The organism is Glutamicibacter sp. AOP38-B1-38 (genome assembly GCF_052377485.1).
GTDB lineage: Bacteria > Actinomycetota > Actinomycetes > Actinomycetales > Micrococcaceae > Glutamicibacter.
The window spans coordinates 95,719-122,207 of the sequence record NZ_JBQSWU010000011.1; the positions used below are offsets into that span (position 1 = coordinate 95,719).

At 60.3% G+C, this 26,489-nt stretch carries 20 protein-coding genes; 4 read left to right on the forward strand and 16 right to left on the reverse strand.

The features are described from left to right. Window positions 1–55: 55 nt before the first annotated feature. The 7 genes from ACT3TP_RS08390 to ACT3TP_RS08420 form a co-directional block, all read right to left on the reverse strand. Window positions 56–703 carry a DUF6308 family protein gene (locus tag ACT3TP_RS08390; RefSeq protein WP_105554613.1) on the reverse strand — a complete coding sequence of 216 codons (648 nt, stop codon included), beginning with the start codon at window positions 701–703 and terminating at the stop codon, window positions 56–58. An 834-nt stretch (window positions 704–1,537) separates the two neighbouring features. Further along, window positions 1,538–2,746: a hypothetical protein gene (locus tag ACT3TP_RS08395; RefSeq protein ID WP_096287884.1), complete on the reverse strand. Its 1,209-nt coding sequence runs from the start codon at window positions 2,744–2,746 to the stop codon at window positions 1,538–1,540. Between the two features lie 252 nt (window positions 2,747–2,998). Further along, window positions 2,999–3,127 (reverse strand): hypothetical protein, encoded by a 129-nt coding sequence (locus ACT3TP_RS08400; RefSeq protein WP_255248468.1) that lies wholly within the window; start codon window positions 3,125–3,127, stop codon window positions 2,999–3,001. 185 nt (window positions 3,128–3,312) lie between these two features. Then, complete coding sequence (ffh, locus tag ACT3TP_RS08405) at window positions 3,313–4,878, reverse strand: signal recognition particle protein (RefSeq protein WP_096287220.1); 1,566 nt, start codon at window positions 4,876–4,878, stop codon at window positions 3,313–3,315. Between the two features lie 161 nt (window positions 4,879–5,039). Continuing rightward, window positions 5,040–5,603, reverse strand: a complete 564-nt coding sequence (locus ACT3TP_RS08410; protein ID WP_444620370.1) for an RloB family protein — start codon at window positions 5,601–5,603, stop codon at window positions 5,040–5,042. Beyond that, window positions 5,603–6,931 carry an AAA family ATPase gene (locus tag ACT3TP_RS08415; protein WP_096287216.1) on the reverse strand — a complete coding sequence of 443 codons (1,329 nt, stop codon included), beginning with the start codon at window positions 6,929–6,931 and terminating at the stop codon, window positions 5,603–5,605. Before ACT3TP_RS08415 ends, ACT3TP_RS08410 begins: the two co-directional genes overlap by 1 nt. Window positions 6,932–7,644: 713 nt before the next feature. Further along, a complete protein-coding gene (locus ACT3TP_RS08420; protein WP_105649197.1) occupies window positions 7,645–7,839 on the reverse strand; it encodes a hypothetical protein in 195 nt (64 codons plus the stop codon). A gap of 190 nt (window positions 7,840–8,029) precedes the next feature. Here ACT3TP_RS08420 and ACT3TP_RS08425 point away from each other — a divergent pair, with 190 nt between their 5' ends. Then, window positions 8,030–9,187, forward strand: a complete 1,158-nt coding sequence (locus ACT3TP_RS08425; protein ID WP_444620373.1) for a hypothetical protein — start codon at window positions 8,030–8,032, stop codon at window positions 9,185–9,187. Window positions 9,188–9,324: 137 nt separating this feature from the next. On the opposite strand, the gene ACT3TP_RS08430 is transcribed toward ACT3TP_RS08425, so the two are convergent. Continuing rightward, entirely contained in the window at window positions 9,325–10,545 is a 1,221-nt protein-coding gene (locus tag ACT3TP_RS08430) for an ammonium transporter (RefSeq protein WP_444620375.1), read from the reverse strand. A gap of 249 nt (window positions 10,546–10,794) precedes the next feature. After that, window positions 10,795–11,478 carry a hypothetical protein gene (locus ACT3TP_RS08435; RefSeq protein ID WP_444620376.1) on the reverse strand — a complete coding sequence of 228 codons (684 nt, stop codon included), beginning with the start codon at window positions 11,476–11,478 and terminating at the stop codon, window positions 10,795–10,797. A 105-nt stretch (window positions 11,479–11,583) separates the two neighbouring features. Between ACT3TP_RS08435 and ACT3TP_RS08440 the strand changes: the two genes are divergently transcribed. Beyond that, complete coding sequence (locus ACT3TP_RS08440) at window positions 11,584–12,240, forward strand: DNA-3-methyladenine glycosylase (RefSeq protein WP_444620377.1); 657 nt, start codon at window positions 11,584–11,586, stop codon at window positions 12,238–12,240. A 7-nt stretch (window positions 12,241–12,247) separates the two neighbouring features. On the opposite strand, the gene ACT3TP_RS08445 is transcribed toward ACT3TP_RS08440, so the two are convergent. The 7 genes from ACT3TP_RS08445 to ftsY form a co-directional block, all read right to left on the reverse strand. Next, complete coding sequence (locus ACT3TP_RS08445) at window positions 12,248–13,732, reverse strand: peptidoglycan DD-metalloendopeptidase family protein (protein WP_444620378.1); 1,485 nt, start codon at window positions 13,730–13,732, stop codon at window positions 12,248–12,250. Between the two features lie 202 nt (window positions 13,733–13,934). Then, the gene (locus tag ACT3TP_RS08450; protein WP_444620379.1) at window positions 13,935–14,618 is read right to left on the reverse strand and encodes a hypothetical protein; all 684 of its coding nucleotides are present in this window, start codon (window positions 14,616–14,618) and stop codon (window positions 13,935–13,937) included. Between the two features lie 17 nt (window positions 14,619–14,635). After that, window positions 14,636–16,234 (reverse strand): SH3 domain-containing protein, encoded by a 1,599-nt coding sequence (locus tag ACT3TP_RS08455; RefSeq protein ID WP_444620380.1) that lies wholly within the window; start codon window positions 16,232–16,234, stop codon window positions 14,636–14,638. A gap of 329 nt (window positions 16,235–16,563) precedes the next feature. Then, a complete protein-coding gene (locus ACT3TP_RS08460; RefSeq protein ID WP_444617365.1) occupies window positions 16,564–18,702 on the reverse strand; it encodes an acyltransferase family protein in 2,139 nt (712 codons plus the stop codon). A 340-nt stretch (window positions 18,703–19,042) separates the two neighbouring features. Beyond that, window positions 19,043–19,690 (reverse strand): hypothetical protein, encoded by a 648-nt coding sequence (locus ACT3TP_RS08465; RefSeq protein WP_444620381.1) that lies wholly within the window; start codon window positions 19,688–19,690, stop codon window positions 19,043–19,045. A gap of 52 nt (window positions 19,691–19,742) precedes the next feature. Beyond that, the gene (locus ACT3TP_RS08470; RefSeq protein ID WP_444620382.1) at window positions 19,743–21,338 is read right to left on the reverse strand and encodes an SH3 domain-containing protein; all 1,596 of its coding nucleotides are present in this window, start codon (window positions 21,336–21,338) and stop codon (window positions 19,743–19,745) included. A 225-nt stretch (window positions 21,339–21,563) separates the two neighbouring features. Continuing rightward, window positions 21,564–22,754 carry a signal recognition particle-docking protein FtsY gene (gene ftsY / locus ACT3TP_RS08475; RefSeq protein ID WP_444620383.1) on the reverse strand — a complete coding sequence of 397 codons (1,191 nt, stop codon included), beginning with the start codon at window positions 22,752–22,754 and terminating at the stop codon, window positions 21,564–21,566. 186 nt (window positions 22,755–22,940) lie between these two features. On the opposite strand from ftsY, the gene ACT3TP_RS08480 reads away from it, so the two are divergent. Beyond that, window positions 22,941–24,194, forward strand: coding sequence for an MFS transporter (locus tag ACT3TP_RS08480; RefSeq protein ID WP_444620384.1), 1,254 nt, complete (start codon window positions 22,941–22,943; stop codon window positions 24,192–24,194). Between the two features lie 107 nt (window positions 24,195–24,301). Further along, the gene (locus ACT3TP_RS08485; RefSeq protein WP_444620385.1) at window positions 24,302–26,467 is read left to right on the forward strand and encodes a cell wall-binding repeat-containing protein; all 2,166 of its coding nucleotides are present in this window, start codon (window positions 24,302–24,304) and stop codon (window positions 26,465–26,467) included. The last annotated feature ends 22 nt before the right edge of the window (window positions 26,468–26,489 follow it).

A 26,489-nucleotide genomic window follows, 5' to 3' on the forward strand; every position in this document is an offset into this window, starting at 1 on the left:
ATATTCCCACATTGTCAGATATATGGGAATACGAGCGGTAGCGACTACCACTTAGCTACTGCCGCCGAGGAGTACCTAAGTCCCACCCGACGATATCGAGGGCGCGCAGCGGTGTGATGGAGACCGCGGGGTCGGCCATGGCTACGATTTCTTGCCACACGGACATTTGTTGCACCACATCCCTTTGCAGTTCCGGCAGCCAGGCGATGGCGAAGTCACGATGAGTCCGCGACCCGATCGGTGGCACCGGTGCCGCGCCGATCAGGCTGTAGCAACGGCGAATGTTCTCGTCGAAGAGCGGGATGAGCTCAGGACGTTTGCGATGCAAGACCTTCAGCAACTTCGTCTTGCCTACCTGCGTCGTTGGCTTAGCACCCAGGATCCCAAAGAAGTCAGTGATGGTCTCCAGAGTTTCTAGCGAAGCTTCGGCAAACGGCTCGTCTTTTGGGAGTCGTGCTAAGACTTCATTCATATCCGGTATGCGGGACTGCAACCCGTAATAAATCGGGATCGGTTTCTGACCGGCGTTCAAAAGGCAAATAGCCAGCAAGTCAGCATCACCTACCTGATCGCTGTCAGTGCCGGGATAAGCATCATAGGCCGGATAAGCATACCGCCCAATGCCCCTCAAATAGTCTGCAGCGTACTCGAGCACTTCATCTCGCGGCTTTTCGGCTCCGCCAACCTTCACCATTTCGCTCATCCGAGAATCTTGGCATGCTTGCGCGTATCGCCGAGCTTTGATGAGCCGCTCCCCATCGAATCCAGAGAACCCAGATTTGTATAGGTCCACTTGCAGATCTACGAAGTCTTCGCTGCTCCTTCGCCTGGCAGTCCATCACGCACGCTCAATGGGTCTCCGATGCGTTCCGCTCAGGGCCGGTGCCGAGGTGAAAATGTTAAAGTCTAATGGAACAGTCCTAAGGCCCAGTGGACATGACGAAGCGGATCACCCGAAGATAGCTCGCCTCGCGAATCGCCATGCATCAGGAGTTGGTGATGTAATTCGAATGCGCCACCCCTGACAGGGCCCGGTTGATGAACGGGCTCAGCGACCTGCTCATGGTCCTGAAGAAGCCAGGCCCCGTCATGCTTGAGTACAGGAAGCGGCCGACCGGTAGAGCATCAATAAGTCCAGGTTCAGGCTGTCCTTTCGCATCAGCCGCTTCGCTCTGGGACGATGGCTCCGCTCTCGTCTGCAGCGCCCGGATTCGCCGATCCCTATTTCCGGTGCCGCGGCTAGACGCAGGTCCGTGGTTGCCGACGACCGAATTGATCTGCATACCAGACCCACCAGCAATCAACGGAAGAGGGACCCCCGGCTGCCCGCACGCCGATTCGGACCATGGGTTGACCGGCCGCGGCCGCTGGGCTCGTTGCAGTGGTGGTCGCCTCCGAAGGAGTACTTCTCCAGAGCCGGTGTGAGCGCCAAATTCGGATCCCACTGACTGCGAATCTTGCCTTCCAGTACTCATAGCTTCGCCGCCCTTCTACGGGTGGCTAAATCAAGCTGGGATGCGACGCCGAGCTAGTCGCTTCAGGAAGACTTGGCTTGCTGCAGCACCGGTTCCAACGCTTCCTTGACTCCCCTGGCCAGGTAATACACACCGTCCGAGTACCAGAAGAACATGAGGCCCCGGCGCAGCGGCTGAGGCACTCGGGACAGCCTTGGCGAAGTCTTCATGGCACGGTTTGCGATGGCTCCGGCGGCCAGGACGGCCACGCTGGAGAAAATCAACGCCCGGGGGCTCCACCCGGTGCGGGAGAGCAAACCCATCAGGCCGGTGGCCTCGCGTTCGAACTCTTCGAAGGTGACGCGGATCGAGTCCAGTACCCCGTGGACATGGATTTCTCTTGCGTCTTCGGGAACCGGTGCGCCCGAGACGAAGTCGATGCTCCGCGGGTCATAACCATGAAGTGTCAGGAACCTTTTGAGATTGTTCGCCGAGCGTGGCGCGCGCAGAATCGATTTTGCTTCTTCCCGCGCGGGGCCGGCTGCCAGCAGCTGATCCGCGATCTCATAGTCGTCCGTGTAGACCCCGTCGTTCCACTCGTCCATTGCACTCAACAGCAACTGCGCATCGCTGCCGGTACTGGCCTGAAGAATCCTCATGCGTTCCAGATCGATCTGGTAGGACACGTGGTCGGGGAAGAGCTGCGGCCGCAGCGGGCCCTTGGAGTGGATCGATGCGGTGAGCACACTGCCGCTGCGCGTCAGCGTCAGGTACGGCCGGCTGGACCGCGAGACGTTGGGCTCTTCCAATGGATTACTGGGCAGGACCGTCAGCCCGGCGAGATTTCTGAATACCGTGAAGGTCTTGCCTTCGACGCTCGGGGAAAGTGTCAGATCCGAGACCTTCAGGGTAGCGCCCTGGAATAACTGCGCGTCCGGAGCGTACTGGCCAAGCTGTTCTTCTCCCGGGGCCGGGCCGTCCAATTCCTCGCCGTTGATCAAGACATACCGCGCACCGCTTGCCGCTTTGAGATTGTGGGCTAGCTCCGTCAGCCGCGGGCCTTGGATGAGTACATCTTCCGGGCCGAGCTGGCACAGCACCGGGTCCCTGGCATCGTTCAATGTCGCCAGTTCGGCGAGCACCTCCGTGGCATGCTCCCGGGATCTCGCACCGTCGATAAAACCGACTAGCCGATGTTCGGCGAGGACGGCGTGGACATCAGCGGCCGCTTCAGGCTTTGAACCGGCGAAGATAAATTCAAGGTTGATAAAGCTGAACTCATTATCGTCCACGATCTAGGACCCCTTTTTCACGCTTTGATCAATCGATTTCTCACTAGTTTAGGCATGGGCAGGAATCACGCGAAATCCTGTCTAATTCGGGCATGGCGTCGGGGTGAAGCAGTTTCGGCCCGCGCTGCCTGCTTGAGAAAATCTTGGAAAGCAGCAAGCCTCCGCCGGACGGTGGCTAACCGAGAGGCAGAGGCTTGGCTAGGCGCTGTCTTTAGGCCGCTGATTCGCTACCTAAGGATCGGACGCTGATGCTTATTTGGCGTTTTTACGTGCTGATTCGGTGAGGGAATCAGCACTCTTCAGCCGCTTCTCGGCGCGTTTTTCCTTGATGGATTTTGCGGGCTTCTTCGCTTCGCCCTTGCGTGGTGACTTGTCGGACATGATGTGCCGCCTAGCTGGAAATGCCGTGCACTTCCAAAATACGGGGAGAGTACCCCTGCCTTCCATCCTACGGCGCGTGAACCGGAGCCGAAACCAGTGGTCTCGATAACTGGCGTAGCGCAAAGAAAACTGCGCCCCGCGAACCGAAAAGGTTCACGAGGCGCAGTCTGGTAAAAACTGGAGAATTACTTGTTGCCCAAGTACTTCTCAAAACCTGCTGGCAGGTTCAGGCTCGACGGATCGAAGTCCTGCTGGGCGCCCTGACCGAAGGCCGAACCGGCAGGCGCCGCGGACTTCTTGGTCTTGGCTTCCAGCTCGGCCTGCGCGGCCTTGGCCGGGTTGCCGAACTTCGCCTGCTTCTTGCCCTTGCCCTTGGCTTTCGCCTTGCGCGCGGCACCCTTGCCAGCCCCTGGCATTCCCGGCATGCCGCCGCCGGCGGCCATTTTCTTCATCATCTTCTGCGCTTCGGTGAAACGCTCGAGCATCTGGTTGACCTCGGAAACCGCGACACCGGAACCCTTGGCGATACGCGCACGGCGCGAACCGTTGATGATCTTCGGAGCCACGCGCTCGTGCTGGGTCATCGAGCGGACGATGGCCTCCACGCGATCGATCTGGCGCTCGTCGAACTGCTCGAGCTGCTGGCGGGAGATCTGCGAGCCGGGCATCATGCCCAGCATCTTCTTCATCGAGCCCATCTTCTTGATCTGGGCCATCTGGGCGAGGAAGTCGTCCAGGGTGAAGTCTTCCTGGTCGGCGAACTTCTTCGCCATCCGCTCGGCTTCGCCCTTGTCCCAGTTCTTCTCGGCCTGTTCGATGAGCGTCATCACGTCGCCCATGTCCAGGATGCGCGAAGCCATGCGGTCCGGGTGGAAGATCTCGAAGTCGTCCAGGTTTTCGCCGGTGGAGGCGAACATGACCGGCTTGCCGGTGATCGAGGCGACCGAGAGGGCCGCGCCACCGCGGGCGTCGCCGTCCAGCTTGGAGAGCACCACGCCGGTGAAGTCGACGCCTTCGTGGAAGGCCTGGGCGGTGTTGACTGCGTCCTGGCCGATCATCGCGTCGATGACGAAGAGGACTTCGTCCGGGTCGATGGCCGCGCGGATGTTCGCGGCCTGGGCCATCATCTCGGTGTCGACACCGAGTCGACCGGCGGTATCGACGATGACGATGTCGTGCAGCTTGGCCTTCGCCTCGGCGACACCGTCACGGGCTACGGCGACTGGATCTCCGGTGGCGGTATCAAATTCCGAGGAGACGCCCGGGTGCGGGGCGTAGACCGGAACGCCTGCGCGTTCACCGTTGATCTGCAGCTGCTTGACCGCGTTGGGGCGCTGCAGGTCGCAGGCCACCAGCATCGGGGTGTGGCCTTCGGACTTCAGGTGCTTTGCGAGCTTGCCGGCCAGGGTGGTTTTACCTGCACCCTGCAGACCGGCGAGCATGATCACCGTTGGAGGGTTCTTGGCCAGGTTCAGGCGGCGGGTTTCGCCGCCGAGGATGCCAACGAGTTCCTCGTTGACGATCTTCACAACCTGCTGTCCCGGGTTCAGCGACTCGGAAACCTCCAGGCCCAGTGCGCGTTCCTTCACCTGGGCTACGAAGGCGCGAACCACCGGTACGGCGACGTCGGCGTCCAGCAGGGCGCGGCGAATTTCGCGGGCGGTACCGTCAATGTCGGCCTCTGTCAGGCGACCCTTGCCGCGCAAGTTCTTGAAGGTCGCTGTCAGGCGATCGGAAAGTGAATTAAACACGTGCCGGGCACTTCTTTCGATAGGTCTTACGGTGCGCATAAAAAATCACACAGGACTCGATTACTTAGAATATCAAGAATCGGGCGCGCTCCAACATTACGGGAGATGGAGGTGATACATCCTACTGTGATAGCAAGCGGGAAGGCCGGGTTACTTTTCTCTTATTTTGAGGTAGGGATGTCAATTAGCCATGGCATGCCAGTCGATGAGTTAGGACCAATCTCCCCAGGTCCCAACTTCGGATTAGCTCGGCGTGCGATTTGGCATGCACGTTTATAATTCTCGACGGGGAATTTGGGCGATAACGATTTCTCCTTCTCGAAAATCTTTTGCTCACTCATCATCCGGTCCAGTTGCTTCGATTCGAAATGAGACACACTTTCAACTACGTGCCAAAGCAACCAGACCTCAAACTTGAGATTGGATACAACAACGCTGATCTCGTAGCGAGCCGCCAGAGCCAGCGCTTCCTTCAACTTTGCATGCGTGTCTACATCTATCAGGCAAACTGCGATATCGAAGGGATCAATTGCCTTGTCTCGAACAGCCATGCATTTTTGCACGATCTTGACAGGATCTCGGCCTACACCAACAGTGCGAATCGTTACGGATTCTCCAGACGTTCCCAAAATCTGCTTCAACGAATCAATATACTGCGGCTCCGTTACTGTCCCTTCAGTGCAAATCAGAATCCGTTTCTTTTCAGACCTCTTACGGCGCGCCACTAGCTATCATCCGATCCGATCACTCTTGCCAGCAGGCTCGGAGCCGTACGTGGCACGGCGCCATATCGTCCCGCGAGATATCGACGTTCAAAGTTGGCGTCCTTCGGATGAGGGAAATCTGCTAGCGAATAAATCTCCGTTGCACCGTCTGCATCTTTATCTGCGAACCAAATTTGCTCGGCTTCAAGATCAAAACCAGATTCCGGAGACAGAAGATTTGTGTCATGACTTGTGAACAGGAGCTGAGCGCCAAAGCGGTTGATTCGGGGATTCAGAAAAAGGCTGATTACCAGCTCAACTAAATGCGAGTGGAGGCTGTTGTCAAGTTCGTCGACCACCAGCATTGTCCCGTATCGCAAAGCCTCTACTGCAGGCGTAATTAATGAAAGCCAGACGATAGTGCCTGCGCTTTCCTCGTTGACCCCGAAAGCCCGAGGGTCTTTTTTCCTGCCCTTATGCAAAAATTCCAGGGTTCGAACTACAGCATCGGATTCAAGGGGTTCGATATGAATCCGCTTCTCTTCACCAACAATCTTTTCGGCTTCAGAATCAACGAGTTCCGCAAATATTTTCATTAGTCGAACAGCTTCTGGAGGAGCTTGATCTTCCTTGACGGAAATCGACCGAACACCGATATCGGCAACTTGCAGAAGGGTCGTCAAGTCCTCAAAGCTCATCTCTTGCTGCAGCAATGAGTCGGTGATGCTTGCGAGTCGGCGTTCTCTATTCGTGTCACCAAATGGTGCGAGTTCGATCCCATCTAGCAATGATTTGCCGAGGTCAGTAAGCTCTTCGTGCTCCAGCAGAATTGCTCGCGAAAGGATCAGCTCACGTCGAGTTACAGCAACCAACCCATTCTTCTCCTTAAAGCGAACTTGGGTGGGCGACTCAGAACTACGATCACGATCGATTAGCGTTCGCCAGCGGGTGCGAGGAAGATCAAGCAACCATTCTTTTTCGATTCCCTCCGGGGTAACTGTGAAACCATATTTATGACGTACGCCCTCGAATACCCAATCGAATTCATACGAACTAGGCCCCTTAGCTGACTCATCGTCAAGAGCGAACGGAACATGTACCATTTCCGGCCTCTGTTGCCAGAGTGTAGACGAATGGTTAATCGCCGCTTGGGCGTACTTGAATGCGTCAATGAGCGTAGATTTACCGGAGGCGTTCGGGCCGAATACACCAACCACAGGATAAGTGACGGCAGGCCAATCGCTATCGACGCCCGGCTTCAGCTTCTTAAAGCTGGGACGCATAAACTCCAAAGTGCACTCATCACGAATACTCTTATGGTTCGATACCGTAAAGTTGAGTAGCAACATACTCTAATCATAGCTTAGAGTCGAGAAATTTGACGATTACCGTCAAAATTTGATAGCTCAGATAATTCTCGATACGTGAGCTCGCTGAGAAAGCTCCGAAGGTACACGACTTGCTGAGTAAATTTCCCTTCTTCAATGCGCACTTTACAAGCGCCACACAACCTCGCGAATCCGTTAAATACTACGTACGCTAACCCGTGAAACTCTCGCGAACTAAGGACTCCCCTCTAACCAGAGCGGAGCCTGGACGGGCCTGGTCGTATTTGGCCGACATTCCCCCTTCTGAAACTATCGCCTCTCACGGAGTTACCAGCGTCCACACGCGTGCAATCCCCCATAGCGTTTCGTTCGCATCTCATTGCCCAAATAGCAGCTACGTTATCTCCCGACCTTCCCTAAACAGGGAGCTGACGGTATATGGCAGCTCAATATGACATGTTGGTTTTCTTGCGCGGCATAGGTCTGCTCTTTGCTTCGACTTGAAAAGGTTGACCACACCCAAGGGGGGCGTGTCTTGCTAGAGGATTGCCTAGCAAGAAGCTAATTTCAGACGGACTACCAGGGCCACGAATAACCACTGGCACGGAAACTCCGCTGCGGCACGACAATAGCCCCGGCAAAATACTTCTAGTTTCATGGACCCTTCAGATATCTGTCCTCACCATAGATCAGATTCGAGTCCTGGCCGACGATTCCGTGTGGGATACCGGTCATCACCGGCTTTCGTATTGATCATCGTCCGAGGCGTTCAGATCCGGATCCTCACCGATCGCGGGATCGTCTTCGTCGAACAAGCCGTCGTCCCCTGTGCCGTTGCGGGTTTCCTGCTCGATGTCCTCCTCTTCCGGCGGCTTCACCTTGCCGAGAAGGTTTTCAATCTTTTCCTTGGCCTCTTCGAAGAATGACATGATGCTCCTCTTCATTGCGCGCGGCGCCGATTCTGCCCTTGGCGGGATAATTGCGAGAATTCCACATCGACTCGGAGAGCGCAAGGAATTCCGGGCAAGGCGGAAGACTTTCTGGCTCTGCACTGGCTTGATTCTCCAAAAAGACTGAGATTGCTTGGCGATTGCCCCTGCAGTTCCTAGAGTGGGCATAGTGGCAGCCGCCGCCGAAAAATACCATGCCGCACTTCGGAGGTCCATCATTCCAAAGCAACAGCCGGCAGTGCGCACCGTGGGAATGCTTGCCGACCCGGGGATCGCTCAGGTGCTGGCAGGCAAGGTGCGCGAACGCTTCGAAAACGCGTTGAATAGCGAGGAGGAGGATCAAGTCCGCTGGTCGGTCAAGGTCGGCCCGCTCACGCTCCCACTGGACGAATCCGGGCAAGTGATGCTCAATAAGCACGTCGGCGCGCTGCGCGAGAAGTTCGGCTGGGAATACATCATCTACCTCACCGATATCCCGCAGTACGGTCAGGGCAAGCCGGTGGGTCGAAGCATCAGCCAGCTCCACGGGGCCGCGACGCTGGTGGTTCCGTCTCTGGGAATGGCCCGTCCGCGCAACCTCACCAACTCGTTGGTTGACATCATGGGCGAACTGTCCAGCGACCGGAAGCCGATGATGCCGACGTCCCTGTCGGCACGCGCCTTCTCGGTAAGCGGAAGCCTGGACGAGCCGAGCGAAGACGGCCGCTCATCAACAAGATACGTCAGCCTCAAGGGCCTGCGTGGACGGATTTTTCTGGTCTGCGGAATGGTGCGCAGTAACAGGCCCTGGCGGCTGGTCCCCCAGTTGTCCTCGGCCCTCGCCGGGGCGGCGGCCACCGGTGCCTTCGGCGTATTCTATACCAGCATCTGGTCCATGGCCGACTACCTCAGCAGCCTCCGCCTGGCACTGATTACCGTCGTCAGCATCCTGCTGTTCGGGCTATGGCTGCTGTTCCACAACAGGCTCTGGGAGCGTCCGCGCGGAAAGCACTACCGCGAGCGCCTGGTGCTCTACAACACCTCTACGGTGCTGACCGTGATGCTGGCGGCAGCCGCAATGTACCTATTGCTGTTCGTCGCACTATTGCTCGGTTCGCTGGTGGTCATCGATCACGGATTCCTCGCCTACCAGCTGAGGCATCCGGTGGGCTTCGCCGAGTACTTCAACCTCGCCTGGCTGGCGGCGTCGCTGGGAACCCTGGGCGGAGCCATCGGGTCGAGTTTCGACCAGGTCGAATCGATCCAGCAGGCGACCTTCAGCCAGCGCGAATACGAACGCCGGAATATGGATTTCGGTGTGGACGGCAGCGGAACGCAACAGCCTTGATTGGTGCCGGCCGGAGGCCGCGGACAGGTTACGGCAAACGCAGAGGAAGCCTGCCGCTGGCCCCATGAACCATTGGCAGGCTTCCTGCGGAACTGCCGAGTCGCCCCGGAGTTCTACCCCTTATTCATCCCTCATTGCTATTTGCTGACCCAGTGGTACCCGCTTTCGTTGTGCTCGGAGACGTCGATGCCTTCGATCTCGGTTTCGGCCGAGACGCGCCACGGGGCGATCTTGTCGATGACCGTGGCGATGACCCAGGTCATGGCCGCCGAGAAGAGGATCACGACGAGCAGCGTCATGAACTGCGCAAGCAGCTGGCTCAGTCCGCCGCCGTAGAACAGGCCTCCGGCGTTCTCCTCGGTGGGCAGTGCGAAGAAGCCCAGGTACAGGGTGCCGATGATTCCGGCGACCAGGTGGACACCGACCACGTCGAGCGAATCGTCGTAGCCAAGCTTCCACTTCAGGTTGACCGCCCAGGCGGCACCGGCACCGGCGATCAGTCCAAGCAGCAGGGCCGCCCAGGGAGACAGATCGGCGCAGGATGGCGTAATGGCAACCAAACCGGCGACCAGGCCGGAGGCGACGCCTACCGAGCTAGGGCGCTGTCCGCGCAGCTTCTCAACCAGAATCCAGCCAAGCACCGCCGCGGCCGGAGCACCCATGGTGTTGATCCAGATCAGCCCGGCCTGCTCAACGGTGGTGGCGGCACCGGCGTTGAAGCCGAACCAACCGAACCAGAGCAGTGCTGCGCCCAGCATCACCAGCGGGGTGTTATGCGGCTGCGGACGGTCGTGGAAGTTGTGGCGCTGTCCAAGCTTCAAAGCCAGGACAAGAGCTGCGATACCTGCGTTGGTGTGGACCACGGCGCCGCCGGCGAAGTCGATGGCTTCACCGAAGAGCTGGCCGAGAACGCCGTCCTCGGAGAGCAGCCCGCCGCCCCAGATCCAGAAGGCCACCGGCGCGTAGACCAGTGAGACCCACAGCGGCACGAAGAGCAGCCACGGGGCGAAACGGCTGCGGTCGGCGATCGCGCCGGAGATAATCGCCACCGAGATCAGTGCGAAGGTGCCGGAGAATCCGGCCGCGAGCAGCCCGCTGGGTTCGGTGTTCTGCATGGCGATGTCGCTGAACGGGTTGCCGATGACTCCGGCGATGGCCGGCTCCCCGGCCGAGAGCGAATAGCCCCAGAGAATCCAGACGATCGCGCTGAGCGCGGCCGCCGAGAAGCTCATCAGCATCATATTGACCACGCCGGTAGAGCGGGTCATTCCGCCGTAGAACAGGCCCAGTGCCGGTGTCATGAGTAGAACAAGCGCTGCGGCGATCATTATCCATAGGCTGGCTGTATCTAACTCCATGGGGTCCACATCTCCTCAAAGGTGTTAGGTGTATCGGTGAGTGAATCAAATGCTTTCAAGTACTAATTCTTGGCCACCGATATTTCGCGGGCCTCCACCTTTGGTTTCGGGGATGTGACATTTCACCGGTTAGCGTGACGGTTTGTTCTCTTCGGTGTTTCCGGCAGGTTTCGCAGTTCTTATGCGCGCAGTTCGGCCCGGCAGCCACGCGTGGCGGCTGCCGGGCCGAAGAACGAGTCCCTGGTGTGCTCAGAGCCGTTTGATCTTGACGATCTGGAACTGCGGGACGGTGGTGGAGCCGCCGATCTGCGTGTCGTAGCTCAGCGCGCCGGAGACCGTGGCGGTGAGCTGAACGATGTCATCTGCCAGCACATCATCGAGGATGGAGCAGTCGGTGATCCCGTCACCGGCCGTGAAGTATGAATTGTGCTCGAAATCGTACTTGCCCACATGTGCATGAGCGACGTTGGCCCGGAAGGAACACAGCCCGGTGGCCGCATCGAATTGCGTGACACGGGCATAGATGATGACGTTCTTATCCACATAGGAGTCCGGCTTCTTCACGATCTGCGCCAGTTCACGCTTGGAGATCTTCTTGGCCCTGTTGGCCTTCTCCTTTTCCGCCTTTTTCGCCGCTTCCTGCTTGGCTTTCTCCGCTTCCTTCTCGGCCTTTTCCTTGGCCTTGCGTTCTTCTTCGGCTTTCGCCTCGGCTTGGCGCTGCTCGTCGGCTTCACGCAGCTTCTCGGCTTCGGCTTCCGCGGTGTCCAGTTTGGCGGTGACGGTATCGAGCTGCGCTTGGAGTTCCTGCTTTTCGCTATCCAGCGCGGCGGAGGAAGCCTGAACCTCCTCAAATTGAGCCGCGGAGACTCCGCAGGCGGTCAGGGCAAACAGCAGGGCGAGGAAAATGGCCGGAACGGCCATGAACTTTTTCATTGTGATCCATTCCTTGGTGCGAGTCACCGGACGCCCCATGCGTCCAGTAACAGGCATCATCACACCGGCAACCGACAGTTAAGCGGTGCTTGGCATACTTGAATGATGGACCGAGATCTTTTCCTCCCAGATGCGCTGCAGGTCGCACCGAGGCTGCTCGGGGCGCTATTCTCGGTGGATTCGCCCGAGGGGACCGTGTCCCTGCGCATCACCGAGGTCGAAGCCTATATGGGGCTGGGCAGCGCCAGCCCCTATGATCCGGGCAGCCATTCCAGGGATCGGCGCACCGAGCGAAACTCTTCGATGCTCCTGAGCCCCGGGCACGCGTACGTGTATTTCAGCTACGGAATGCATTTTGCATTCAACTTCGTCTGCTCCCCGGCAGGCATAGCCTCGGGAGTGCTGCTCAGGGCAGGCGAGGTAGTCGAAGGCGCGGAACTGGCGCGAACCCGCCGGCGTGCGTGGAGAACCGGCACGGACATCAAGGATGCCCAGCTGGCCCGCGGTCCCGGGAATGCGGCCCAAGCCCTGGGAATTACGCACACCGAGCACGACGGCCGTGACCTATACGCCGCCCCGTTCCGGCTGAGCGATCCCCCGCAGCCTCCCGCCCAGATATCCACCGGGCTGCGGGTGGGCGTGGCGGGAATGGCCGGTGGTCCCGAATTCCCGTGGCGCTTCTGGCTGCCCGGGGAACCCAGCGTCTCCGCGTTCAGGCGCGGGCCGAATGCCCCGTCGCCGGCCGGGGGAAGTTCGCGCTGAGGCCAGGTCATTCGCCGGTGGCTTCGGCCTCCGGCGGCTTCGTGGACTTCTCTTGAGCCGGGGAGCTTGGCTCCTTCGATTCAGCTAGGTCCGGGGGCACCTTGGCGCTGGACTCCGGCAACTTGGGCAGCGTTGCGCTGGGGCCGAGCAGGGCGTCTGGGGACTGTTCCGGGGACTGGGTCGTCTTGGTGCTGGCGGACGGTGTGATGCTTGGCGTGGGTGAATTGCTCGGCGGCTGCGGCGCCGTTGGCGCCGTGCTGGGTTCGGGTGATTTGCTCGGCTTCGGCGTAGCCGAGGGCACCACGGTTGGCGATCCGCTGGGGCTTTCGCTCGGCTTCGGCGTAGCCGAGGGCACCACGGTTGGCGATCCGCTGGGGCTTTCGCTCGGCTCCGGCTCTTCGCTCGGGCTTGGCGAGGGCGAGGGAGACTTCGAAGGCGCCGGCGAAGGTTCGGACGTCGGAGATTTCGAGGGCTCTGCAGTAGGCGATGCCGAGGGCTTTTCCGTAGGTTTGGTCGATGGCTTTGCCGTTGGCGATGCCGAGGGCGCAGGTGTCTTCTTAGGTGTTGGGTCCGGGGCAGGTTCCGGCACCGCAGGAGTGTTGTCCTTCGGAACGACCACGTCCGGATTCTGCTCTTTCCTCGAAGGACGCTCCGGCTGGCCTTTGGGCGCGCTTCGCGCGTCCACCGTCAGCCGCGTCGAGTCAATCAGCGCCGGCCCCTGGCCGGGGATCCGCGGCAGATACAACCGTGGGTCACTCCAGCGTCCATTGACCAGCACCTCGAAGTGCACGTGGCAGCCGGTTGAATTGCCGGTGGTTCCGGACAAGGCGATCACCTCGCCTTGCTGCACCCGCTGCCCGACGGCAACCAGCAGCTTCGAATTGTGGCTGTAGCCGGTCTGCACGTTGTGCCCGTGGTCCAGTGTCACGCGCATCCCCGAATGCCCGGCCCAGCGCGAGACGCTCACGGTGCCCGACTCGCTGGCGTGCACCGGTGAGCCGCAGGCAATGGGATAGTCCTGTCCGATATGGATCTGGTGGCCCGCCCCCGTGGGGTTGGCGCGCCACCCGTAGGGGCTTGAGATGCGCCGGGTGGCCACCGGATGCATGAGCTGCAGGTTGCCCGGCAGCCGGCCCACGGAGCCCACCGTCCCGAGCAACAATGCCCGCTGCGCAGAGCTCTCCGAACCGCGTGGCGGGTTCTGGCCGATGGCCGCCGCGGGGACGGACGGCGCACCTTGCTCTTCCGGGGCCACTAGCGGCAGGTCCACGGGGCGCCCGTCGATGGCCAATTCCTTGCCCGCTCCCCCGAAGGCCGCCAGCGGCGCATACTCGCTGACCGCTATCGGGTAGCTCTCAAGGGTTCCGCCATCCAGCGCAGCCAGTGCCGCCGCGCTGGTTCCGGCGCGGTTTTCGGCCGGCAGCGCGAGCAGCGGCCAGGCCAGCGCGCCGGTGAGGGTGGCCGCGGACAGCGCGGAAACAGTCCAGAGCACCAACGATTTTCTTCGCTGGACAATTTTGCGCCTGGGCAAAAAGTGGGTTGCATGATGACGGCGATTCACAAAAATTCGGTCCCCCCAAAGCACGAATTCCTTGCAGGACTCAAGGGTATGCCCAATTCCGGAGGGAATCTAGATGCGCAGGGAGATCAGCGGCAACCGATCCAGCTCGTGCGAGGCGCGAAGCGCGGCTTCGCTAGTAGTTCCAGGTCCAGCCGCCGGTTTTCTCCGGGTCGTAAACCACCTGCCCGGAGGCATCGGGGACGTCCAGCACCAGCTTGCCGCGCACCTGGTCACCGGCTCCCACCGCGATATCCAGCGCACCGTTCACCTCGCAGGAGTAGGCGGCGATCGTGTCCACGTCGTAGGACACCGCACGGTTGGCCCCGGGCGAGGTGCCGAAGACCGAGGCGTCCAGCGGCATCAGCGCGATCTCTTCCGCGACGGCCTCCGCGGCCGAGGAGGCAAGGCTGGCGCTGACCTCGATCAGCAAGAAGGCACCGTTTTCCGGCGTGATCCTTTCCCCGTAGCCACGCAGGATGCACGAATCCAAAACCTCCGCGCTGTGCACGGTGATCTCGAATGAGGGCTGGGTTTGCCCCTCAACGGTCAGCTTCCCCGCTTCGCCCAGGGCCTTGACGACCTGGGCTTGGGAATCGACCATGACCTTTTCCCCGGTCTGCGGATCGGTTTTTGCCACATCGGCTAGCTGCTCCGCCAGCTCGTTTCCGGTCGTCTCGGCTTCGGCCGTGGAAGCGCATCCGCTCAGGCCCGCGGCGCCCAGCGCGATGAGTGCCGCCGCGGCGGTGAAAGCCAGTTTCTTGGGGGTCGCACGGTCAATCGTTGGGTTCTCCAGTTTCTGCCTCGCCGGGATGCTCATGAGTTGTCCGCCTGCGCCTAGGAACGCTTCAAGAAGTCGCCGGAGGAAATGTATCGGCCCGAATTCTTAACAACCTTCTCGGAAAAGGCAGTGGTCTTATAGGTCCAGGACTGCGAGCCATCGGCCATTCTGACGTTCTGCCGCGTGTACATGGGCCTGCCCTGGTAGCGCAGCTGGCTTTCATAGATATCCAGTTTCCTGAGCATGCCCGGTCCCCTGGCATCCGAATACTGGAACTGTTCGGCCACCACCGTCTTGGGTCCGTTGGTCAAGAACGTCCAGTTCCGATTCCAGAGCTGGTAGAGCGATGACCGGGAGAATCGCTGATTCATCGCCTTCTGCTGGAATCCACCCATGACGTTATAGGCGGATTGTCCCGTGCGCAGCGTCCCGTAGACCGCCACCGAGTACGGCCCATGCAATCGCAGGTTGTCCTTTTCCTTGATGAACCCGGAGAGCGAACCCACCTTGACCTTGACCCAGCCGCCCTCGGCCTTGTGGGTGACGGTGACCTTCATTCCCTTGTCGACACGGCCTGCGGATGCCGCCTTGAAGCTGGGATCCTTGAGCAGGGACAGCGATTTTGTGGTGAAGCGGGCATAGTCGGAAACATTGCTGACCGGCGGGAGCGAGCCTGCGGGTTTCTGGCGGTTGGTCACGTCGGTCCAGACCCATTTGCCGTTGACCTTGACCTCGTCGCGACGGTTTGCGGCGTTCCAGGTCGCCCACTGGACCTTGGTTCCGCGCCCGATGGTGCCGATCTTCTTGTCCCGCGTTTGATCCGCGCGGTCGTAGAGGTTCCCGTTCTTCTGTGCGTAGCGGTATTCGGTTCGCGGCGCCGTCCGGCTGGTGACCCCGGCCCAGGCCCAGCGGCCATTGAGCTTGATTTCGTCTCTGCGGGTCTTGGAATTCCATGCCCCGTACTGGACCTTGGTCCCGCGGCGGATGGTTCCGGTCACCTTGCCGCTGGCCGTGTAGACCGGACCGGTGCTTTGCGCATAGCGGTATTGCAAGGCCACTGGCCGGCGATCGGTCACCGCGGTCCAAACCCATTGGCCATCGACCAGGATTTCGTCGCGCCGGCTGCTGGCCGCCCAGCGGCGCACCTCGTATCTTTCGCCGAGGTGGATGCGCCCGAGGACCGTGGATTTCTTCGGATCCCAGTGCGAGTAAGTGGCTCCGCTTTGCTGCACGTAGCGATACTGCTTGGCCGCCGGGTTGCCGCGCAACAGGCTTTGAGGCTCCTGCTTGGCTTCGCCGCCAGTGTTCAGGTACCGGGTGGCAGACCAACCGGTCTTGGACCCCCAGGTGAGCTGGCTCCAGCGGCCTTGCACTTGGCCGGTGAGGCTCACGACGGTTCCCTTGTCCATGGTGCCCAGGGATGCGGAACTTATGTCGGGGCGCTCACGCAGTTTCAGATTGACCGTGGTGCTGGCCGCGCCGGCTTTCTTCCGGTCCGTCATCGGTGCTGCTTGCTCGGATTCCTGCCCGGTGACTTGAAGCTGTACGAAGTTGACCGGCACAAGACCATGAGCCGGCGGTGCAAGAGGCACCGCCAACGCGAGGAAGCCAACGATTGCCATGAATCGTTGGCCGAGATTAGGTTGCTTGCGCATTGGACAGCACTCTCCACCCATCGCCCACCAAGGAACTGTTTTTTCCAACTCTCGATTACCTACCGGAATCGGCCACGATCCCGAGCATAGATAGCCCGGCGATGCCCCGCAAGCTTTTTATCGATTGTTTGTAATTTGTTCATCCTTGCAAGCACTTCACTTGCCAAACTACTACGCGGCTGGCCGCGCAACGGGGCCGGTCTGCAGGGACCGGCGGGCAAGCACCGGGCGCGGCATAGCTGTGGGGCACGTTCCGTCCACGAAACGTGCCCCACAGCTTTATTCGATTGCTTGCCGCCGAACCGCACTGGCAAGGCCTTGGATTGGGTTTACCCTTGGGAGGAGGCGAACAGCTTGTCGTTGTCGAGCGCCGATTTCAGTCTCGCATCCAGTGGTTTGGCCAGGTGCGCGGCCATGGTCTGCGACAGATGCGAGTGATCCCAAAAGGCGATCACCCCGCCAACCACACCGTGGCACCTCTCCTCCCGGCAGAATTTGTCATTCATGCTCAGCGAGACGATATTCGGATCTTGCAGGGAATTCACCGCGTCAACCTGTGGATCCATGGGAATCCACTCTTCGGCCGCACCGCTGCATTCGCCCAGGCGCTGCTCATTTTCGGCCACGCAATCGGGCAGGTTATCCATGGTGCTTCCGGGGAATGGGGTATCGCGGATGACCGCGACCTGTGCGCCGGTATCTTCCCAATCGCGCAGGGTCTTTTCGAATGCTCTTTTCGCTGGCTCTGCGGACCCTTGAAGATCTTGCCCGAGCACCGGCAACGACTGCCGGCTCGATGAGATGACCAAGTCGTAGTCCTCTTTCTCGATCTCGCCGGTGACCCACCCGGCGTACTCGGTGCAGCCATCGATGGAAGCCTGCTCGTCATAGTCCTGCGGCTCGCCCATCACGGCGCAGCGGCTGATCAGGTAGGTGTCTAGCGCCCAACCGCGTTTTTCTGCAATGGACTTCACTGCGGGGACCCACTGTCCGGCATGCGAGTTGCCGACGAGAGCAACCTTAATTTTCCCTTCACCAAAGCTGCACACGGGACGCTCGGCGTAGTTGTCCCCTTGGCCGGCAAAGCAGTCGTCCTTGTAGATATCGGGCTTGTCCTCCTTGGCCATAATGGGGGCCGGAGCCAATTGCTGATATCTGTCGGGAATGCCCTTTTTCGCCACACAATCATCCGTCAGCCCGTTGGACGCAAAGCAATCGACACCGACTTGGGCGCTAACCCGCTTGACGGACGCGGAGATGTCCTTGGACTCCTCCATGATGGCGCCGCTCATCGAATAGAACGCGCCGGCGGCCAAGGCCAAGGTCGCGGAGCCCGCAAGCAAGAAGCGCGGGGCGCTGAATCGCTTCGATACCTCAATGAACTTGCGGAAGCGGACTTCCACGAGCTTCTGCGTGAGTACCGACAGCACCAAGGTCAGAGCCAGCGCTCCGAGCTGGGCCGCGATTCCAAAGTCCGCCACCACGTAGGGGGCAAGGATCAGGATCGGCCAGTGCCATAGGTAGATGGCGTAGGAATTATCGCCGAAGAACCCCATGAAGCGGTTCGCCAGCAACTTGTTCGGAGACCACTTGTGTGTCGAATGAGCGAGCAGCAGCAATGCGGTGCCAAGGACTGGAAGCAGTGCAATGTATCCGGGGAATGGCATCTCGCCGTCGAAGCTCAGCGCACTGAACACGATGGCCGCTAGCCCCACCCAGGTGGCCAGCAAGCTCAGCACATTGTTTTTTGCGGCATAGGCGCGCTTGCCCAATGCAGCGACCAACGCGCCGGCGGCAAATTCCCAGGCACGGGTGAAGGTCGAGAAATAGGCGGTGCCCGCATCAGTGGCCGTAGCGTACATGGAATACCCCAGCGACAAGGCGAAGATCAGGCCCACGCCGGCTAACGCAACGTTGCGCCGGTTCCAGCCGAAGCGCACGGCAGCCATGATCAGCGCGCCAATGAGAATCGGCCACACCAGATAGAACTGCTCTTCGCCCGAGAGGGACCAGAAGTGCTGGAAGGGGCTTGGCGAATCCGCCTCGGCGAGGTAGTCGACCTTGGAGGTCGCCAGATACCAGTTCTGGAAATAGAAGGTGGCCGCGATGGCCTGGAATCCCCAGTCCTGCCAGAGGGTGATCGGCGCCAGCAGCCAAACTCCGAGCAGGGCGCTGAGGATCACCAGAAATGAGGCGGGAAGCAGGCGCTTGACACGGCGCATCCAGAATTGCGCCACATCCTTGATGTTCTGCGGTGGACGTTTGATCAGGTGGGTGGTGATCAAAAATCCGGAGATCACAAAGAAGACGTCGACCCCGACAAATCCGCCGGGCAGGGCGGTGGGCCAGAAGTGGTAGAGCACCACGATTCCCACCGCGATAGCACGCAGTCCTTGGATATCCCCACGGAAAACCGCCGGTGTGGATTGTGGCGCGGACGCGACAGTCTTGGTTTGCTGCAGGCTCACGTGCGGCGGGATCCTTTGTCGGGGGATAGGTTCACAAGGCAAGGCGGGGCATGCACGGCTTGCCAACGTAGAAACGGCCTCGAATACTCGAGGCCTGCTTTTCATGTCTATCGATCTAAGCTGAACAAAGACTGAACAGTTACCTCATCTTAGCTTGACGCTGAGGTTGCTTGGCCTGCATCTATATATAAACTTCCCTACCCACCGTTGCATTCACGGCAATTGGTGTCCCGATGCATCGATCGCATTGTGACCCAACGCTCAGGAAACTTCGGTATTGGCAGGCACAAGGAATCGGCGGCGCGCGAGCGCGCTTGACGCCACGGGCATCCGTTGCTTGCTAGAAGCCCCAGGTCCAACCGCCGGTTTTCTCCGGATCGTAGATCACCTGGCCCGAGCTAAACGGCGAATCGAGCATCAGCTGCCCGGTGACCGTATCCCCGGCTCCGACCGCGATATCCAAGGCGTTGGGCACCTGACAAGAATAGGATGCAATGGTGTCCAGGTCATAGGTGATGTTCTCGTTCTCCCCCTGCGATACCCCGAAGACCGACGCGTCCAGTGGCATCAAGGCAATGTCCTCATCCACCGCGGCTGCCGCCGAGGCATCCAGGGTTGCGCTGATGTCGAGCAGCAGGAAGGTGCCGTTTTCAGGTTCGAGCCGTTGGCCGAACCCGCGAAGTTGGCAGCTGTCCAAGGCCTGCACCTTCGTGACGGTGATTTCAAACGACGGAGCTTGCTCGCCCTCGACGGTGAGTTTTCCAGCCTCGCCGAGTTTCTTGACCACCTGTGATTCGGAATCCACATAGACCTTCTCCCCGGTCTGCGGATCGGTAGCCGCGACATCGGCAATCCGGTGTTCGGCGGTATCGCTGGCCTGCGCCGGCAGGTCGTCATTGGCGTCGGCCATGAGCACCGCGCCGGTGACCGCGCCGGCGGCAAGCAATGCACCGGCGGTGAGCCCGAAGGCCCGTTTGTTCGTGTTCATGGTGCGGCCTTTCCGCTTGAGCCGCCAGCGGGCGGCAGGGTGATGATCCTGGCTAGGAGCGCTTGAGGAAATCGCCGGAGGAAATATACCGGCCCGAGTCCTTCACGACCTTCTCGGATTCACTCGTGGTCTTATAGGTCCAGGACTGCGACCCGTCTGTCATGCCGACCCGCTGCCTGGTATACATCGGCTTGCCGTTGTACTTCAGTTGGCTCTCGTAGATGTCCAGCTTCCGCAGCATCTCTGGCCCGCGCGAGTCGGAGTATTGGAACTGTTCGTTGACCACCGTTCCACTGCCGTTGGTCAGGAACGTCCAGTTGGCGTTCCACAGTTGATACAGCGAAGAACGCGCAAAGCGCTGATCCATCACCTTCTGCTGGAATCCCGCCATCAGATTGTAGGCCGACTGCCCGGTACGCAGCGTGCCGTACACGGCAATCGAGTACGGTCCATCCTGGCGGAGGTCATAGGATTCTTTGACGTAGCCGGTGCGGCTGCCGTAGTTGACCCTGACCCAACCTCCTTCGGCCTTGCCGGTGATCGTGACCTTATCCCCCTTTTTCAGGGTAGTCAGGATGCTGTCATACGGGTCGCTGCGCGGGGTCTTGCGCAAGGGAGCATTCTTGGAGCCAAAACGTCCGTAGGGTGAAACGGAAACGGTATCCGGGATATAGCCGGGAGGCTTCATGCGGTTGGTGACCCCGGTCCAGACCCAGCGTCCGTTGTGCAGGATCTCGTCCCGGCGGTTTGCCGAGCTCCAGGCGCCCCAACGCACCTTGGTGCCGCGCGAGATGGTTCCGACTTTGGTGTCGCTGGATTTATCGGCCTTGTTGTAGGTGCTTCCATTTTCCTGTGCGTAGCGGTACTGCGGTGAGACATAGGGCCTGTCGGTCACCGAACTCCAAACCCATTTGCCGCCGACCAGGATTTCATCGCGCCGATTTGCGGAGTCCCAGCGCCGATACTCGTATTTTTCGGAGTGGTGGATGCGACCGACGACCTTCGAGTTGCTCTTGTCCTGGTGGGAGTAGATGGGGCCGCTCTTGTAGACGTAGCGGTACGCTTTGGCGGGGCGCACCTTGGTGACCTTGGATGATGGCACCCAGCCGTAGTAGTAGGCCGTTTTGATTTGGGACCACGAACCGCTGACGTTGAGCAGGCTGACCTGGGTGCGGAAATTAACCCCGCCAATAGCACGGTTGTCATTTGTTTCCGCGAAGATCTGGGTGAATGAGGTCATGTACCGCACCGATTCGTCCTTGGTATAGGTGCGTGTTTCCAGATATTGGCTGGCAGCCCATCCGGTCCTGGATCCCCACTTCAACTGGCTCCACGTACCGTCCGTAGTGCCGGTCAGCGTGACGACCGTTCCCTTGCTCATCACCCCGTAGGAGGTGGAATTCGTGGTCGGCTGGGAGCGCAGGTTCAGGTTGACCGTGGTTCGTGTCTCGGTGACTCGTTTAATGTATTTGGATGGTGGCGCATTTTCGGGGTCAAAGGCACCGGTCGCTACGCGAATATTCTGTGCTTCGGGCCCAGAATTCGTTGGAGCGGCGGCAGCCGGTGCGGTCAACCCGAAGGCCAGCATGGCGCACAATGTCACCCACACCGTCAGCGCGTTGCGGGGTTTTAGATGTTCAGGTGCCATGAAATGTCCCTCTGATCCCCGCGCCATTGCGGGAGTCCAAGTTATCCGGCTGCGCCAGCTTAGGTCGCACCGGACCTGTGGCCTTCGATGATAGGCCTCTGCGGGCGTTAGTACAACACTTATAGCTTTAAGTTCTTATTGAAGAGGCCAAAGCCGGTTAATGCAAAAGGCACCTGGCGCTGCACCGAAGTACAGGGCCAGGTGCCTCTTGCCGGCTTTCGAAGATTAGTCTTCGAGCAATGCGTCCACGAATGCTTCCGGATCAAAGGGCGCCAGATCATCCGGGCCCTCACCCAGACCCACGAGCTTCACCGGAACACCGAGCTGGCGCTGGATGGCCACGACGATGCCGCCCTTGGCGGTGCCGTCAAGCTTGGTCAGCACGATGCCGTTGACGTTGACGACCTCGGAGAACACCTTGGCCTGGGCCAAGCCGTTCTGGCCGGTGGTGGCGTCCAAGACGAGCAGCACCTCATCGATGGTTGCCTTCTTTTCGACCACGCGCTTGATCTTGCCAAGCTCGTCCATCAGGCCGACCTTGTTCTGCAGGCGCCCGGCGGTGTCGATCATGACGATGTCGACTTCCTGGTCGATGCCGGCCGAGACCGCTTCGAAGGCTACGGATGCCGGATCCGCGCCGTCGATCTCCGAACGCACGGTGGGCACGCCCACCCGGTCACCCCAGGTAGCCAGCTGCTCTGCGGCTGCGGCACGGAAGGTATCCGCCGCTCCGAGCAGAACGTCCTTGTCCTCGGCAACCAGCACGCGGGCGAGCTTGCCGATGGTGGTCGTCTTGCCGACACCGTTGACGCCAACCACCATGATGATGCTTGGACGGTCCGGATGCGGGGCAGGCAGGTAGCTGCGGTCCAGAGAGGGGTCCACCAGCTTGAGCAGCTCTTCACGGAGCATTGCCTTCACCCGCTGCGGGTCGCGGCTGCCTTCAACCTTCACTCGCTCGCGCAGGGCGTCCACGAGTTCGAGGGCTGGTTCGGTGCCGAGATCCGCCAGCAGCAGGGTCTCTTCAATCTCTTCCCAGACGTCCTCATCAATCGAGTCCTGGCTGAGCAGGGCCAGCAGGCCCTTGGAGAACATGTTGTTCGACTTGGTCAGGCGAGCGCGCAAGCGCGCCAGACGTCCCTGCACCGGCTCCGGAACATCCAGTGCCCGGGCGGCGGGAGCCGCCGGCTCAACGGGAGGTTCTTCGGTCAGTACTGCGCCAGCCGGGCTCTGCCCCTCTGCCGGGGTATCGCCTGGCTCGGCTGAGGACGCGCTGGTTGGCGTATCGTCTGCGTCGCGCTCGGAAGTGTACGGAGTCTTGGGCTTGCGCCCCTTGGCCACGAACGCGATGACACCAATGGCCACCACGGCGATGACCGCGACAATGATAATGGTAAATAATAGCTGATCGGTCACGAGTGAAATTCTCTCACAGTCTTGCCAAGCCGATGCGCTTCGGGCCCGCACGAGTCTTCGGTCACCAGTTGAACGCCGGCTCGCCAAGACGTCATAGACTTGCTGTGGCCTTACCGCCAGCAGTTTTCATTGTCCTCAAGAAAGGTCTCGCCACGCTGTCGTGATGACAGTTTGGAACCGGTCACCATGCCACGTCTACGTTCGTCTAAGCCACGTCCGCCAATCCCCCGTGAAATCGGGATCCTCTTGGTCGCAGCCTTCATCATTGCCCTGGGCTTTGGGCTCATTGCACCGATCTTGCCGCAGTATGCGGTGAGCTTTGATGTCGGCGCAGCCGCCGCCAGCGTGATCGTCAGCATCTTTGCCTTTACCCGGCTGATCTTCGCACCGGTCGCGGGCGTGCTGGTGGGCAAGCTGGGCGAACCGCGCATCTATGTCACCGGCGTGCTGCTGGTTGCGGTCTCCACGCTGCTGTGCGCGGTAGTCCAGGATTACACGCAGCTGCTGATCGCGCGTGGGCTCGGCGGCTTCGGCTCCACCATGTTCACCATCTCGGCGATGGCGCTCATTGCCCGTCTGGCACCGCAGGAATCGCGCGGCCGGATCTCCGGCATGTATGCCGGTTCTTTCTTGCTCGGCAACGTCATTGGCCCGGTGCTGGGCAGCCTCTTGGCCCCCTTTGGCATGCGCATCCCCTTCGTCATCTACGGCACCGCCCTGGTGATCGCCGCGGCCGTCGTCTATTTCGCGCTGGGACGCCGGCGTGATCTGGACAAGGATCCGGCCAGGAACGGCGCCGCCTCGGCGGTGGAGGTGGTCACCACCCGCGAAGCGCTGAGCTCTCCGGCCTACCGGGCGGCCCTGGCCTCGGGCTTCAGCTATGGATGGCTGGCTTTTGGCATTCGCACCAGCATGATTCCGCTCTTCGCGCTGGCGGTCTTCGGCGAGGACCTCGGCCCGAAGGTCGCCGGCATCTCGCTGGCCATCTTTGCCGTCGGCAACGGAATCGCGCTGACCTTCTCGGGCAAGCTCACGGATCGAATCGGTCGAAAAATCCCGATCCTGGTGGGCATGACGGTGCTGCTCGGTTCCATTGTGGCCATGGGCTACTTCACCTCGCTGGCCGGGTTCATCATCCTTTCGGTCTTGGCCGGTTTTGGCGGCGGCATCTTGGGCCCAGCCCAGCAGGCGGCCGTGGCAGATGTCATTGGCTCGGGACGCAACGGCGGCAAGGCACTGGCCGGATTCCAGATGTTCACGGACCTCGGAGCCATTATCGGCCCGCTGATCGCCGGGGCCATGGCGGACGCCATCAGCTACCAGGTGGCGTTGAGCGCCTCGGGAGCCGCTTGCCTCATCGGCGTGGTCGCGTGGCTGCTGGTTCCCAAAACCATTCGCCCGGTGGCCGTCGATACGGAGAACGCAAATCAAGGCAAATAACTGATGTTTCCCGTTTCCGCACGCGGAACAGGGCGACTTTTGTTTGCCGATTTTATAGACTGGGGGGAATCACCGCTTACGCACTCGCATTCCCTACAGGAGTCTTTATGCCTGAACACCGTTGGGCAGGCTCACGCCTGCTTGCATTATCCCTAGGGGCGGCACTGGTTTTGCCGCTGGCCGCCACAGCACCAGCCGTGGCTCAACCTGCCGCAGAAACCGCCCCTGCCATATCGCCCTCCCCCACGCCCTCGCCGAGCGTCTCCGCTAAGCCGGCGAGCACCGAATCTTCGGAGCCAGCGAGCACCCCGAGCCTTGCCGGGTCCGCGGCCAAGGCCATCGAAGACGGTTTGGCCAGAAGCACCGAGCTTTCGGCCGAAGAACGTATTTCGCTGGCCGACCTTGCCCTGGCTAGCCTCGGCGAAGATTTCATCGACGCGAGGATGGGCCAGGGCCAGAAGCGTATCGATGAGTCTGGCGATCCAACCGCTCCGACGCTGGCAGAGCTCGCCGACCTAGCGCAAGAGGTCGCCGACGAAACCGGGCAGAAGGAAGAGCTGGACCTCGCGGTGCCGGGGTCGCTCGAAGAACTGCGCACCTGGCGCCCGCCGGGAACGTTGGGAATCGATGTCTCCCACCACCAAGGGACCGTCGACTGGACGCAGGCCTATAAGAATGGTGCGCGCTTCGGCTACATCAAGGCCACCCAGTCATGGCCTTCCTCCCTCTTCAAAGACCCAAAGTTCAATGCGAACTATGCCGCTTCGCGCAACGCAGGAGTCATCCGCGGCGCCTACCACTTCGCCATGCCGGCCCACTCTTCCGGCGCAGCCCAAGCCAAGGAGTTCCTGGCCAATGGTGGCGGATGGTCTGCCGACGGCAAGACCATGCCTCCATTGCTGGACATCGAATGGAACCCGTACTCGGCCAAGGCCTACCCGCAGGGCAAGGGCGATATGTGCTACGGCATGACTCCGGCCCAGACGGTGAACTGGATCAAGAGCTTTGGCAGCACCATCAAGGCGAGCACCGGACGCCTGCCGATGATCTACACCGCCCAGTCCTGGTGGGATAAATGCACCGGCGATTCCGAGGCCTTCAAGTCCTGGCCGCTGCACGTCTCAGTGTTCCCGACTTCAGATACCTCGACCAAGAATCCACGCGAACTTCCCGAAGGATGGAAGACCTTCAACGTATGGCAGTATTCGTCAAACTCAAACCTTATTGGTAATTCAAAGAATGTTGATGCCAATGTGTGGAACGGCAACCTGACTTCGCTGAAGGATTTCGCGAAGAATACGCGCAGCACCCCATACAAGATGGTGACCTCTTACTTGGGCGATATGGACGTCTGGCCCACCCGGTTGGATCCCGTACGACTTTACGGACAGCGCTGGTTTGATACTCCGGTGGCGATTTCCAAGCGCACCTTCCCTTCTTCGGCTTCCACCGTGGTGATCACCTCCGGTGAACGCTTCCCCGACGCCCTTGCCGGTTCGCCCCTTGCCTCGTTGAAAAATGCGCCGCTGCTCTTGACGCAGAAGAATTCTTTGCCCTCTTCAGTGGCCGCCGAACTGAAGCGGCTGAAGCCAAAGAACATCATTGTCTTGGGCGGTCCGATTGCCATCAGCGATAGCACCGTCAAGAAGATTAAAGCCTATGGCCCAGTGACCCGAATATGGGGCAACAATCTCTACGACACCAGCGCCCTGATTTCCAAGAATTGGAAGACTTCGAACCAGGTGTTCCTGGCAACCGGCGAGCGATTCGAAGACGCGATGTCGCTGGCAGCCGTAGCTTCCGGACGCGAGGCTCCGATGCTGCTGACCAAGAAGGCCGCGGTTCCGGCGGCAACCATTCGCGAGCTCAAGCGTCTGAAGCCAACTCGCGTGTATCTGGCCGGCGGACCGCTCGCCATTTCCGCGAAGGCCGAACGCCAGGTACGCAATGCGGTTCCCAACGCGAAGGTGATTCGCTATGAGGGGGCCACGCGCTATGACACCAGTGCGCTGATTGCCAAGACCTTCTGGCCCAAGGGTTCACAGCGTCAGTTTGTGGCCACGGCCGACGATTTCCGTGACGGGCTCACCGGCGCCGTGATTGCTTCTTACAATGATGCGCCCTTGTTGCTGACTAAGAAGAGCTGCATGCCGTCTTCGGTGGCCAGCGCCATGCGGTCCATGAAGGGCTGGACCAATGTCTTGCTCGGTGGCCCGGTGGTGCTGGACGAGACCGTGGCCTATAAGAAAAATGGCCAGCAGAATATCTGCTGACCATTCTAGCTAGGCAGGACCG